Genomic DNA, 10,463 nt, shown 5'->3' on the forward strand with positions numbered 1-10,463 from the left:
CCGCAAGCTGCTCGATCAGGGTGAAGCCGGCGACAACATCGGTGCCCTGGTTCGCGGCCTGAAGCGTGAAGACGTTGAGCGTGGCCAGGTGCTGTGCAAGCCCGGCTCGGTCAAGCCGCACACCGAATTCTCGGCTGAAGTCTACGTGCTGTCGAAGGACGAAGGTGGCCGTCACACGCCGTTCTTCGCCAACTACCGCCCGCAGTTCTACTTCCGCACCACCGACGTGACCGGCGAAGTGATCCTTCCCGAAGGCACCGAAATGGTGATGCCGGGCGACAACGTTGCCCTGTCGGTCAAGCTGATCGCGCCCATCGCGATGGATGAAGGTCTGCGCTTCGCAATTCGCGAAGGCGGCCGCACCGTCGGTTCGGGGGTTGTCAGCAAGATCACGAAGTAATATAGGCCCGCATCCGCCGGGGGATTCGCTCCCCCGGCGGTCGGTTTTTTCTGGGGGGTTTTTGCCCCTCTTTGCTCTTTCTCATCGGTAGCAGGACACAATGGAAGCTCAGAATATCCGCATTCGCCTGAAGGCATTCGATCACCGCGTGCTTGACCAGGCGACCGGCGAAATCGCGGACACCGCTCGCCGTACCGGCGCGCTGATCCGGGGCCCCATTCCTCTGCCGACGAGAATTGAAAAGTTCACGGTGAACCGCGGACCGCACGTTGACAAGAAGTCGCGTGAGCAGTTCGAGGTGCGCACCTACAAGCGGCTGCTCGATATCGTGCAGCCCAACGCCGCTACTGTGGACGCGCTGATGAAGCTCGACCTGGCTGCCGGCGTGAACGTCGAGATCAAGCTGGCATAAGCCGCTCTCGGCAAAAGTTTCGAGCCTTCGGGCTCACATTCCTTCGGCTTCAAGCCGACTTCGCGGGGAAACCTGCGCGGACATAGGGATACCTCCGGCATCAGCCGGGCATGCGTCCCCCGTCTCGCCTCAGGCCGGTGCCTTTACCGCGCCTGAAGCACCCAGCCCGGACGGGGCTCGTATCGAAAATGGGTTGGACACGCCCCTGGGAATGGTTCCCTTGGGCCTCTGTAGGAGACTGGATCATGCGCACAGGCGTGATCGCCAAAAAGGTGGGGATGACCCGCCTTTTCCAGGAGGACGGACGGCACGTGCCGGTTACCGTCCTGGCGCTGGAGAACTGCCAGGTGGTCTCGGTTCGCACCGCTGATCGCGACGGTTACGTCGCGGTGCAGCTGGGCGCCGGGGTGGCCAAGCAAAAGAACGTTGCGAAGCCGCAGCGTGAACATTTCGCCAAGGCCGAGGTTTCGCTGAAGCAGCAGGTCGTCGAATTCCGCGTGGCCGATGACGCCGTGCTGGAAGTTGGCGCCACGATCGCCGCTTCGCACTTCGTTCCCGGGCAGCTGGTCGACGTTGCCGGCACCACCCAGGGCAAGGGCTTTGCCGGTGCGATGAAGCGTTGGGGCTTCGGAGGCATGCGCGCCACCCACGGCGTGTCGATCAGCCACCGTGCTCACGGTTCGACCGGCAACCGCCAGGATCCGGGCAAGGTCTTCAAGAACAAGAAGATGGCCGGTCACATGGGCGACCGCAACCGCACCCAGCAGAACCTCGAAGTTGTGCGCGTCGATGACGAACGCGGCTTGATCTTCGTTAAGGGCTCGGTCCCGGGCGCGAAGAACTGCTGGCTGACCGTCAAGGACTCGGTGAAGGTCTCGCGCCACGCCGAAGCGCCTTACCCGGCCGGCCTGAAGAGCGCCGCCAACAGCAATGAACAGGCTCCCGCCGAAACCCCTGCAGAAGTGGTTGAAGCGCCGGAAGCCACCGAAGGCCAGGAGGGCTAAGTCGTGAAGGTCAAGCTTTCCAACCTCGATGGCAGCGCCGGCAAGGGCGACATCGAGCTCAATGATGCAGTGTTCGGCCTCGAGCCGCGCGCTGACATCCTCCACCGCGTTGTCACCTGGCAGCTCGAAAACCGCCGCGGCATTGCCCGCGCAACCCGCGAACGTTCGGACGTTGCCCGCACCGGCAAGAAGTTCGGCCGCCAGAAGGGTGGCGGTACCGCTCGTCACGGCGATCGCGCCGCCCCCGTCTTCATCGGCGGTGGTAAGGCTCACGGTGCCCGTCGCCGCGAGTTCGACGTCTCGCTGAACAAGAAGGTCCGTGCGCTCGGGCTCAAGATGGCGCTCTCGTCCAAGGCCAAGACCGGCCTGGTCGTGGTCGACAGCCTTGACCTGACGGACGCCAAGACCAAGGCGCTGGCCGCCAGCTTCGCCAAGGCGAACTGGGGCAAGAAGGTGCTGGTTATCGACGGTGAGCAGGTCAACGAGGGCTTCGCCCGCGCTGCCGGCAACCTGATCGGGATCAACGTGCTCCCGGCGATCGGCGCCAACGTCTACGACATCCTGAAGCATGATACGCTGGTGCTGACGCGCGCCGCGGTCGAAAAGCTGGAGGCGCGTTTCAATGGCTAAGGACGCAATCGACACGCGTCACTACGACGTGATCGTGGCTCCCCACATCACCGAGAAGGCGACGCTGGCCAGCGAGCACAACGCCGTTGTCTTCAAGGTGACGGACAGTGCAACCAAACCGCAGATCAAGGCTGCGGTCGAGGCGCTGTTCGACGTGAAGGTGGTGAGCGTCAACACGCTGACCCAGAAGGGCAAGACCAAGCGGTGGAAGGGCAAGCCCTATCGCCGTTCGGACGTGAAGAAGGCGGTTGTTCGTCTGGCTGAAGGCCAGTCGATCGACGTCACCAGCGGGATCTGAGGCTGAACCATGGCACTCAAGAACTATAACCCGACCAGCCCCGCGCGCCGCGCGCTGATCCTGGTCGACAAGTCGGCGCTGTGGAAGGGCAAGCCGGTCAAGGCGCTTACCGAAGGCAAGCGCAAGACCGGTGGCCGTAACAACAAGGGCCACGTCACTTCGCGCGGGATCGCTGGCGGTCACAAGCAGAAGTATCGCTACATCGATTTCAAGCGTCGCAAGTGGGATGCTCCCGCTGTCGTCGAGCGCATGGAATACGATCCCAACCGGACCGCGTTCATCGCCCTCATCAAGTATGAAGACGGCGAACAGGCCTATATCATCGCGCCGCAGCGTCTTGCCGTTGGCGATACGGTGGTGGCCGCTGAAAAGACCGACGTGAAGCCGGGCAACGCGATGCTGCTCAGCCAGATGCCGGTCGGCACGATCTGCCACAACGTGGAAATGAAGCCGGGCAAGGGCGGGCAGATCGCCCGATCGGCCGGGACCTACGTCCAGGTTGTCGGCCGTGACCGCGGGATGGTGATCGTTCGCCTCAACTCGGGCGAACAGCGCTACCTGCGCGGTGACTGCATGGGCACGGTAGGTGCGGTTTCGAACCCGGACAACCAGAACCAGAACTTCGGCAAGGCCGGGCGTACGCGCTGGCAGGGCCGTCGTCCGCTGACCCGCGGTGTCGCCAAGAACCCGGTCGACCACCCGCACGGTGGTGGTGAAGGCCGGACTTCGGGCGGTCGCCATCCGGTTACTCCGTGGGGCAAGCCGACCAAGGGCGCCCGCACCCGCAACAACAAGCAGACGGACAAGCTGATTATCCGTTCGCGCCACGCCAAGAAGAAGAGGTAAGGCCCCATGGCACGTTCCGTCTGGAAAGGCCCCTTCGTCGACCTGCACCTGCTGAAAAAGGCGGAAGCCATGCAGGATGCGGGCACCCGCGCCGCCCCGATCAAGACCTGGTCGCGTCGCTCGACGATTCTGCCGCAGTTCGTTGGTCTGACGTTCAACGTCTACAACGGTCACAAGTTCATCCCCGTCTCGGTCAACGAAGACATGGTCGGCCACAAGCTTGGCGAATTTGCGCCCACGCGCTCGTTCCCGGGCCACGCTGCCGACAAGAAGGGTAAGCGCTGATGAGCAAGCCCAAAGCTCCCCGCCGGGTCGGCGAAAAGGAAGCCCTGTCGGTCGGAACCACGATTCGTGGTTCGGCTCAGAAGCTCAACCTGGTTGCCAGCCTGATCCGCGGCAAGAAGGTCGAAGATGCCATGAACATCCTCGCCTTCTCGACCCGGGCGATGGCCGTTGATGCCCGCAAGGTGCTCGCCTCGGCGATCGCCAACGCGGAAAACAACCACAACCTGGATGTCGACGCGCTTGTCGTGGCCGAAGCCAGTGTCGGCAAGTCGATCACCATGAAGCGTTTCCACACGCGCGGTCGCGGGAAATCCACCCGCATCCTCAAGCCGTTCAGCCGGCTGCGCATCGTGGTCCGCGAAGTTGAGGAGGCCTGATCCATGGGTCATAAATCAAACCCCATCGGCCTGCGCCTCCAGATCAACCGGACCTGGGACAGCCGCTGGTACGCCGAAGGCAAGAACTACAGCACGCTGCTTGAAGAGGATCTCAAGATCCGCAAGTTCGTGATGGAAACCGTGCCGCAGGCCGCGATCAGCAAGGTTGTGATCGAGCGTCCGGCCAAGGTCTGCCGCGTTTCGATCTATGCGGCCCGTCCCGGTGTGATCATCGGCAAGAAGGGCGCCGACATCGAAAAGCTGCGTTCGGCCATTGCCAAGATGACCAGCAGCGACGTCAAGCTGAACATTGTTGAAATCCGCAAGCCGGAAATCGACGCCAAGCTCGTCGCCCAGGGCATTGCCGATCAGCTGATCCGCCGCGTGGCGTTCCGCCGGGCAATGAAGCGGGCGATGCAGTCGGCCATGCGTCTCGGTGCCGAAGGCATCAAGGTGGTATGCGGCGGCCGTCTCGGCGGCGCTGAAATCGCCCGTGTCGAACAGTACCGTGAAGGCCGTGTGCCGCTGCACACCCTGCGCGCGAACATCGACTATGCCGAAGCCGAAGCGCTGACCACTTATGGCATCATCGGGATCAAGGTGTGGGTCTTCAAGGGTGAAATCCTTGGCCACGACCCGATGGCGCAGGACCGCCTGATGATGGAAGCCCAGACAACGGGTGTCCGTCCGGCTCGCGAAGACCGCAGGAACTAAGCCATGCTGCAACCGAAAAAGCATAAATTCCGCAAGCAGTTCAAGGGCCGCATCCATGGCAATGCCAAGGGTGGGACCGATCTGAACTTCGGCTCCTACGGCCTCAAGGCCCTGGAACCCGAGCGGATTACCGCCCGCCAGATCGAAGCGGCCCGCCGCGCGATCACCCGCCACATCAAGCGCCAGGGTCGTCTCTGGATCCGCGTCTTCCCGGACGTGCCGGTTTCGAAGAAGCCTGCCGAAGTCCGTCAAGGCAAGGGCAAGGGTTCGGTCGAATACTGGGCTGCCCGCGTCAAGCCGGGCCGGATCCTGTTCGAACTCGACGGCGTCGCCGGCCCGCTGGCCGCCGAAGCGTTCAGCCGCGCGGCCATGAAGCTGCCGGTGAAGACCAAGGTCGTTGCCCGTCTGGGTGACACCAGCCACCTCGGAGGTGAATAATGGCCAAGGTTAGCGATCTGCGCCCCAAGACTGACGACCAGCTGGCGGCGGACATGGCTGAGCTGAAGCGCGAGGCATTCAACCTGCGTTTCCAGGCTGCGACCAACCAGCTCGAGCGTCCGGCGCGCATCAAGGAAGTGCGCCGCGATATCGCCCGCATCAAGACTCTGCAGGGCGAACGCGCCCGCAGCGCGAAGTAAGGAGCCCACGATATGCCCAAGCGTATCCTTATCGGGACCGTGGTTTCCGACAAGACCGACAAGACTGTGGTCGTGAAGGTCGAACGCAAGGTGAAGCACCCGCTCTACGGGAAGATCATCCGCCGTTCGAAAAAGTATCACGCTCACGACGAAGACAATGCCTTCAAGACTGGTGAAACCGTTCGCATCGAGGAAACCCGTCCGATGTCGAAGCTAAAGACCTGGAAGGTGATCGAGCGCGTCACCGCCAGCAAGGGCACCGCAGTCGAGGCTGACGTCTAAGTCAGAACCGTTTTTTGGAACTGCCGGACTGGTTCCGGCAAGCCAGTGAGAAGGAACCGGATCAATGATCCAGATGCAATCCCAGCTCGACGTCGCTGACAACAGCGGCGCCAAGCGCGTCCAGTGCATCAAGGTACTGGGCGGATCGAAGCGCCGGACCGCCGGCGTGGGCGACATCATCGTGGTGTCGGTCAAGGAAGCGCAGCCGCGCACCAAGGTGAAGAAGGGTGACGTGCACCGCGCGGTCATCGTTCGCACCCGCAAGGAAGTGCGCCGGACCGACGGTTCGGTGATCCGCTTCGACAGCAATGCTGCCGTGCTGATCAACAAGAACGCCGAACCCATCGGCACCCGCATCTTCGGCCCGGTCGTGCGTGAACTGCGCGGCAAGGGCTACATGAAGATCATCTCGCTTGCTCCGGAGGTGCTGTAATGGCCGCCGCGAAGATCAAGAAGGGCGATAACGTCGTCGTCCGTTCGGGCAAGGACAAGGGCCGCACCGGCACTGTCCTTCAAGTCATGCCGAAGGATGGCAAGGTCGTTGTTGCGGGCGTGAATGTCGCTGCCCGCCACCGCAAGCCGAGCCAGACCAACCCGCAGGGCGGGATCGACCGCCGTGAGGCACCGATGGCAATCAGCAAGGTGGGTCTCGCTGACCCCAAGACCGGCAAGGCAACCCGCGTACGTTTCGAAACGTCGAAGGACGGCAAGAAGGTTCGCGTGGCAGTCAAGTCCGGGGAGAAGATCGATGGCTGACAAGTACGTGCCCCGCATGAAGCAGCGTTACGACACGGAAATCGTCAAGGCGATGACCGAGAAGTTCGGCTACAAGAACCACATGGAAGTGCCGAAGATCGAAAAGATCACGCTCAACATGGGCGTCGGCGAAGGCAGCCAGGACAAGAAGAAGGTCACGACTGCTGCTGAGGAAATGGCCCTGATCTCCGGTCAGAAGCCGGTCATCACCAAGGCCAAGAAGTCGATCGCGCAGTTCAAGCTGCGTGAAGGCATGCCGATCGGTTGCAAGGTGACCCTGCGCCGCGAACGCATGTACGAATTCCTCGATCGTCTGATCACCGTGGCGATGCCCCGCATCCGCGACTTCCGTGGCGTCAATGCAAAGTCGTTTGACGGCCGTGGCAATTACGCCATGGGCCTCAAGGAGCAGATCATCTTCCCCGAGATCAGCTACGACCAGATCGAGAAGGTGCGTGGGATGGATATCATCGTCACGACCACCGCCAAGACCGACGACGAAGCGCGCGAGCTGCTCCGCCTGTTCGGTTTCCCGTTCCCGGCGGAAGCCGAAACCGCTCAAGCGGCCTGAGTTAGAGAGAGCTTAAGTCCATGGCGAAACTGAGTTCCGTGAACAAGAACGAGCGTCGTAAGAAGCTCGTCAAGAAGTACGCAAACAAGTATGCAAAGCTGAAGGCTTTGGCCGATGACAAGTCGCTCGACGATACCGAGCGCCTCATCGCCCGTCTCAAGCTGGCCGAAATTCCCCGCAACGGGAACCCGACCCGCGTACGCAACCGTTGCGTAACCACCGGCCGCCCGCGCGGCTACTATCGCAAGTTCGGCCTTTGCCGCATCGAGCTGCGTGATCTTGCCAACAAAGGCATGATCCCGGGCGTGACGAAGTCGAGCTGGTAAGGATCAAGCGATGGCAATGACCGATCCCCTGGGTGATATGCTCACCCGTATCCGTAACGGGCAGCGGGCCAAGAAGGACTCCGTCCTTTCCCCGGCCTCGAAGCTTCGTGCCAACGTGCTCGAAGTGCTGCAGCGTGAAGGCTATATCCGCGGCTTTTCGGAGGACGCCACCGGCGCCCACCCGCAGCTGCGTATCGAGCTGAAGTATTTCGAAGGCGAACCTGCAATCAAGCATGTCGCCCGCATCTCCAAGCCTGGCCGCCGGGTTTACTCGGGTTCCAAGGAACTCCCAGTGATCCGCAACGGCCTTGGCATCACCATCGTCTCGACGCCCAAGGGTGTGCTTTCGGATGCCGAAGCGCGCAACCAGAACGTCGGCGGCGAAGTGCTGGCGGAGGTGTTCTGATGAGCCGCATCGGTAAGCGTCCGGTGTCGATCCCGAGCGGCGTCAGCGCCGAAATCGCGAACGGCACCCTCACTGTGAAGGGCCCCAAGGGTACCCTCACGCTGAGCCTGCGAGACGAAATCAGCTACACCGTCGATGGCGATGTCATCGTCGTCAAGCCGGGCAACGAGAGCAAGCAGGCGCGGGCCTTTTGGGGCATGCAGCGCACGCTGGTCGACAACCTGGTGACCGGAGTGACCGAGGGCTATACCAAGGTCCTCGAAATCACCGGTGTCGGTTACCGCGCCAATGCTCAGGGCAAGAACCTGAAGCTGCAGCTCGGCTACAGCCATGACGTCGATTTTGCCGTGCCGGAAGGCATCGAAATCAAGACGCCCGACAACACCACGATCGAGATCTCGGGCATCGACAAGCAGAAGGTCGGCCAGGTTGCGGCCGAGATTCGCCGCTGGCGCAAGCCGGAACCCTACAAGGGCAAGGGCATCAAGTACCGCGGCGAGTACATCTTCCGCAAGGAAGGGAAGAAGAAGTAATGGCCAAGCTGTCCCTTTTCGAGCGCCGTCGTCGGCGCGTTCGTACCGCGCTCAAGGCGCATTCCGGTGGCCGTCCGCGGCTGTCGGTGCACCGTTCGGGCCGTCACATCTACGCCCAGATCATCGACGATGCTGCGGGCCGTACAGTGGTTGCCGCCAATACCCTTGGCAGCAAGGCCGGGGCCAACATCCAGGCCGCTGCCGAGGTAGGCAAGGCTTTGGCCGAAGCCGCCAAGAAGGCTGGCGTGACCACTGTCGTGTTCGACCGCGGTGGTTTCCTGTTCCATGGCCGCGTCAAGGCGCTGGCCGATGCCGCCCGCGAAGGCGGGCTGGAGTTCTAAGATGGCTGACGAAACCAACACCAATGAAGCCGAAGTCGCCGTTGAAGCGGTGGCAGCTCCCGATGGCGGCGATCGTGATGGCGGTCGTGGCCGTGGCCGCGGCCGTGGCGGCAACGACCGCGGCGGTGATCGCGGCGGCCGTGGCCGTGGCCGTGACGATCGCGGTCGTGGTCGTGGCGGCGATGACGACGGTGGCGAAGAACTGATCGAAAAGCTGGTTCACATCAACCGCGTCTCGAAGACGGTCAAGGGCGGCAAGCGCTTCGGCTTTGCGGCGCTGGTCGTGGTCGGCGACGGCAAGGGCCGGGTTGGCTTCGGTCACGGCAAGGCTCGCGAAGTGCCGGAAGCGATCACCAAGGCGACCGCTTCGGCCAAGAAGAAGATGGTCCGCGTTCCGCTCAAGGAAGGCCGCACCCTGCATCACGACGGCAAGGGCCGGTTCGGTGCGGGCAAGGTCAACGTGCGCTCGGCTCCGGCCGGGACCGGGATCATCGCCGGCGGCCCGATGCGCGCTGTCTTCGAAAGCCTGGGCGTTGCCGACGTGGTGACCAAGTCGGTTGGCACCTCAAACCCCTACAACATGATCCGCGCCACTTTCGACGCGCTGACCGACCAGACTTCGCCGAAGTCGGTTGCCCAGCGCCGTGGCAAGAAGGTCGCCGACCTGCTGGGTCGTGGCGGCGCCAACGTGGCCGAGGCGGAAGCCGAAGCCGCGGCGATCACGGAGTAAGCCAAGATGGCCAAGATCAAGATCAAGCAGATCGGTTCGCCGATCCGTCGCCCGGAAAGCCAGAAGAAGATTCTGATCGGCCTGGGCCTGGGCAAGATGCACCGCGTCGTCGAGTTGGAAGACACGGCTGAAGTGCGCGGGGCGATTGCCAAGCTGCCGCACATGGTGGCCGTGGTCGACTGACCACAGCCAGCCTGGCACAAGATAAGGCGGCGCCCGGTTCGATGGACCGGGCGTCGTCGTTACAAACCGGGTGACAAGCGGGGCATGATGCCCTAACGGCGCCCACTTCCATCAGCGCGACAAAAGCGAAAGCGAGTGCAAATTATGAAACTGACAGATATCCGCGACAACGATGGTGCCCGCAAGTCCCGCATGCGCGTGGGCCGGGGCATCGGCTCGGGCAAGGGCAAGACTTCCGGGCGCGGCCAGAAGGGTGCCAAGGCACGCTCGGGCGTTAGCGTCAACGGCTTCGAGGGCGGCCAGATGCCGCTGCACATGCGGATCCCGAAGCGCGGCTTCAACAATATCTTCGCCAAGGACTTCGCCGAAGTGAACCTGGGTCTGGTGCAGAAGGCGATCGACGCCGGCAAGCTCGACGCCAAGAAGCCGATCGATCATGCTGCTCTGAAGGCCGCTGGCCTGGCCCGTGGTGGCAAGGATGGCGTCCGCCTGCTCGGCAAGGGTGAATTCTCGGTCAAGGCGAGCTTCGTCGTTGCCGGTGTTTCGGCCGGAGCCAAGGCTGCGGTTGAAAAGGCCGGTGGTTCGGTCGAAGTGCCGGCAGCCGGACCCAGCGAGCACGAAAAGAAGACGGCTCGCCGCGAAGCGAACACCGCGGCAAAGGCCGCCAAGTAAGCCAGTCAACCTGATCCCCGCCCCGATAGTGGCGGGGATTTTGGCTTGCAGGGGTTCGA

21 protein-coding genes and 1 pseudogene are annotated in these 10,463 nt (G+C 62.8%); all 22 read left to right on the forward strand.

The features are described 5' to 3' along the window. A pseudogene (gene tuf, locus B2V17_RS10475) lies at positions 1-400 on the forward strand (elongation factor Tu); the annotation flags it as partial. A gap of 100 nt (positions 401-500) precedes the next feature. Beyond that, on the forward strand, positions 501-812 hold the full coding sequence (gene rpsJ / locus B2V17_RS10480; protein ID WP_055917998.1) for a 30S ribosomal protein S10: 312 nt from the start codon (positions 501-503) through the stop codon (positions 810-812). A 245-nt stretch (positions 813-1,057) separates the two neighbouring features. Beyond that, the gene (gene rplC, locus B2V17_RS10485) at positions 1,058-1,816 is read left to right on the forward strand and encodes a 50S ribosomal protein L3 (protein ID WP_292997393.1); all 759 of its coding nucleotides are present in this window, start codon (positions 1,058-1,060) and stop codon (positions 1,814-1,816) included. Positions 1,817-1,819: 3 nt separating this feature from the next. Beyond that, positions 1,820-2,446, forward strand: a complete 627-nt coding sequence (gene rplD / locus B2V17_RS10490) for a 50S ribosomal protein L4 (RefSeq protein ID WP_292997395.1) — start codon at positions 1,820-1,822, stop codon at positions 2,444-2,446. Beyond that, complete coding sequence (locus B2V17_RS10495; protein WP_292997397.1) at positions 2,439-2,744, forward strand: 50S ribosomal protein L23; 306 nt, start codon at positions 2,439-2,441, stop codon at positions 2,742-2,744. Before rplD ends, B2V17_RS10495 begins: the two co-directional genes overlap by 8 nt. A 9-nt stretch (positions 2,745-2,753) precedes the next feature. Then, positions 2,754-3,590 (forward strand): 50S ribosomal protein L2, encoded by an 837-nt coding sequence (rplB, locus tag B2V17_RS10500; protein ID WP_292997399.1) that lies wholly within the window; start codon positions 2,754-2,756, stop codon positions 3,588-3,590. A 6-nt stretch (positions 3,591-3,596) separates the two neighbouring features. Further along, a complete protein-coding gene (gene rpsS / locus B2V17_RS10505) occupies positions 3,597-3,875 on the forward strand; it encodes a 30S ribosomal protein S19 (RefSeq protein WP_292997400.1) in 279 nt (92 codons plus the stop codon). Continuing rightward, positions 3,875-4,252, forward strand: a complete 378-nt coding sequence (rplV, locus tag B2V17_RS10510; protein WP_292997401.1) for a 50S ribosomal protein L22 — start codon at positions 3,875-3,877, stop codon at positions 4,250-4,252. The genes rpsS and rplV overlap by 1 nt, the downstream gene beginning before the upstream one ends. A 3-nt stretch (positions 4,253-4,255) precedes the next feature. Next, positions 4,256-4,966 (forward strand): 30S ribosomal protein S3, encoded by a 711-nt coding sequence (gene rpsC / locus B2V17_RS10515; RefSeq protein WP_292997403.1) that lies wholly within the window; start codon positions 4,256-4,258, stop codon positions 4,964-4,966. Positions 4,967-4,969: 3 nt separating this feature from the next. Then, positions 4,970-5,404 (forward strand): 50S ribosomal protein L16, encoded by a 435-nt coding sequence (gene rplP / locus B2V17_RS10520; RefSeq protein ID WP_292997405.1) that lies wholly within the window; start codon positions 4,970-4,972, stop codon positions 5,402-5,404. Continuing rightward, positions 5,404-5,604 (forward strand): 50S ribosomal protein L29, encoded by a 201-nt coding sequence (rpmC, locus tag B2V17_RS10525; RefSeq protein WP_292997407.1) that lies wholly within the window; start codon positions 5,404-5,406, stop codon positions 5,602-5,604. The genes rplP and rpmC overlap by 1 nt, the downstream gene beginning before the upstream one ends. Before the next feature lie 12 nt (positions 5,605-5,616). After that, positions 5,617-5,886, forward strand: coding sequence for a 30S ribosomal protein S17 (rpsQ, locus tag B2V17_RS10530; protein ID WP_292997409.1), 270 nt, complete (start codon positions 5,617-5,619; stop codon positions 5,884-5,886). Positions 5,887-5,950: 64 nt separating this feature from the next. After that, positions 5,951-6,319 (forward strand): 50S ribosomal protein L14, encoded by a 369-nt coding sequence (rplN, locus tag B2V17_RS10535; protein ID WP_088307790.1) that lies wholly within the window; start codon positions 5,951-5,953, stop codon positions 6,317-6,319. Next, on the forward strand, positions 6,319-6,642 hold the full coding sequence (gene rplX, locus B2V17_RS10540) for a 50S ribosomal protein L24 (protein ID WP_292997412.1): 324 nt from the start codon (positions 6,319-6,321) through the stop codon (positions 6,640-6,642). The genes rplN and rplX overlap by 1 nt, the downstream gene beginning before the upstream one ends. Next, positions 6,635-7,213, forward strand: coding sequence for a 50S ribosomal protein L5 (gene rplE, locus B2V17_RS10545; protein ID WP_292997414.1), 579 nt, complete (start codon positions 6,635-6,637; stop codon positions 7,211-7,213). The genes rplX and rplE overlap by 8 nt, the downstream gene beginning before the upstream one ends. Before the next feature lie 20 nt (positions 7,214-7,233). After that, positions 7,234-7,539, forward strand: a complete 306-nt coding sequence (rpsN, locus tag B2V17_RS10550; protein WP_292997416.1) for a 30S ribosomal protein S14 — start codon at positions 7,234-7,236, stop codon at positions 7,537-7,539. A gap of 10 nt (positions 7,540-7,549) precedes the next feature. Next, on the forward strand, positions 7,550-7,945 hold the full coding sequence (gene rpsH, locus B2V17_RS10555) for a 30S ribosomal protein S8 (protein WP_292997418.1): 396 nt from the start codon (positions 7,550-7,552) through the stop codon (positions 7,943-7,945). After that, complete coding sequence (gene rplF, locus B2V17_RS10560) at positions 7,945-8,478, forward strand: 50S ribosomal protein L6 (RefSeq protein WP_292997420.1); 534 nt, start codon at positions 7,945-7,947, stop codon at positions 8,476-8,478. Before rpsH ends, rplF begins: the two co-directional genes overlap by 1 nt. After that, a complete protein-coding gene (rplR, locus tag B2V17_RS10565; protein WP_292997422.1) occupies positions 8,478-8,819 on the forward strand; it encodes a 50S ribosomal protein L18 in 342 nt (113 codons plus the stop codon). Before rplF ends, rplR begins: the two co-directional genes overlap by 1 nt. Position 8,820: 1 nt before the next feature. Next, entirely contained in the window at positions 8,821-9,549 is a 729-nt protein-coding gene (rpsE, locus tag B2V17_RS10570) for a 30S ribosomal protein S5 (protein ID WP_292997424.1), read from the forward strand. Between the two features lie 6 nt (positions 9,550-9,555). Continuing rightward, a complete protein-coding gene (gene rpmD, locus B2V17_RS10575) occupies positions 9,556-9,732 on the forward strand; it encodes a 50S ribosomal protein L30 (protein ID WP_088307932.1) in 177 nt (58 codons plus the stop codon). Positions 9,733-9,876: 144 nt separating this feature from the next. Next, positions 9,877-10,404: a 50S ribosomal protein L15 gene (gene rplO, locus B2V17_RS10580; RefSeq protein WP_292997427.1), complete on the forward strand. Its 528-nt coding sequence runs from the start codon at positions 9,877-9,879 to the stop codon at positions 10,402-10,404. Positions 10,405-10,463 lie beyond the last annotated feature (59 nt).

Source organism: Novosphingobium sp. UBA6272 (assembly GCF_002440635.1).
Lineage (GTDB): Bacteria > Pseudomonadota > Alphaproteobacteria > Sphingomonadales > Sphingomonadaceae > Novosphingobium.

Coding starts and splice junctions, on each gene's coding strand:
- rplX (WP_292997412.1), top strand. CDS start 6,319: ATGGCCGCCGCGAAGATCAAGAAGGGCGATAACGTCGTCGTCCGTTCG.
- rpsH (WP_292997418.1), top strand. CDS start 7,550: ATGGCAATGACCGATCCCCTGGGTGATATGCTCACCCGTATCCGTAAC.
- rplN (WP_088307790.1), top strand. CDS start 5,951: ATGATCCAGATGCAATCCCAGCTCGACGTCGCTGACAACAGCGGCGCC.
- rpmD (WP_088307932.1), top strand. CDS start 9,556: ATGGCCAAGATCAAGATCAAGCAGATCGGTTCGCCGATCCGTCGCCCG.
- rplP (WP_292997405.1), top strand. CDS start 4,970: ATGCTGCAACCGAAAAAGCATAAATTCCGCAAGCAGTTCAAGGGCCGC.
- rplV (WP_292997401.1), top strand. CDS start 3,875: ATGAGCAAGCCCAAAGCTCCCCGCCGGGTCGGCGAAAAGGAAGCCCTG.
- B2V17_RS10495 (WP_292997397.1), top strand. CDS start 2,439: ATGGCTAAGGACGCAATCGACACGCGTCACTACGACGTGATCGTGGCT.
- rplF (WP_292997420.1), top strand. CDS start 7,945: ATGAGCCGCATCGGTAAGCGTCCGGTGTCGATCCCGAGCGGCGTCAGC.
- rplE (WP_292997414.1), top strand. CDS start 6,635: ATGGCTGACAAGTACGTGCCCCGCATGAAGCAGCGTTACGACACGGAA.
- rpsN (WP_292997416.1), top strand. CDS start 7,234: ATGGCGAAACTGAGTTCCGTGAACAAGAACGAGCGTCGTAAGAAGCTC.
- rpsC (WP_292997403.1), top strand. CDS start 4,256: ATGGGTCATAAATCAAACCCCATCGGCCTGCGCCTCCAGATCAACCGG.
- rpsQ (WP_292997409.1), top strand. CDS start 5,617: ATGCCCAAGCGTATCCTTATCGGGACCGTGGTTTCCGACAAGACCGAC.
- rplO (WP_292997427.1), top strand. CDS start 9,877: ATGAAACTGACAGATATCCGCGACAACGATGGTGCCCGCAAGTCCCGC.
- rpsJ (WP_055917998.1), top strand. CDS start 501: ATGGAAGCTCAGAATATCCGCATTCGCCTGAAGGCATTCGATCACCGC.
- rpsE (WP_292997424.1), top strand. CDS start 8,821: ATGGCTGACGAAACCAACACCAATGAAGCCGAAGTCGCCGTTGAAGCG.
- rplC (WP_292997393.1), top strand. CDS start 1,058: ATGCGCACAGGCGTGATCGCCAAAAAGGTGGGGATGACCCGCCTTTTC.
- rplB (WP_292997399.1), top strand. CDS start 2,754: ATGGCACTCAAGAACTATAACCCGACCAGCCCCGCGCGCCGCGCGCTG.
- rpmC (WP_292997407.1), top strand. CDS start 5,404: ATGGCCAAGGTTAGCGATCTGCGCCCCAAGACTGACGACCAGCTGGCG.
- rpsS (WP_292997400.1), top strand. CDS start 3,597: ATGGCACGTTCCGTCTGGAAAGGCCCCTTCGTCGACCTGCACCTGCTG.
- rplR (WP_292997422.1), top strand. CDS start 8,478: ATGGCCAAGCTGTCCCTTTTCGAGCGCCGTCGTCGGCGCGTTCGTACC.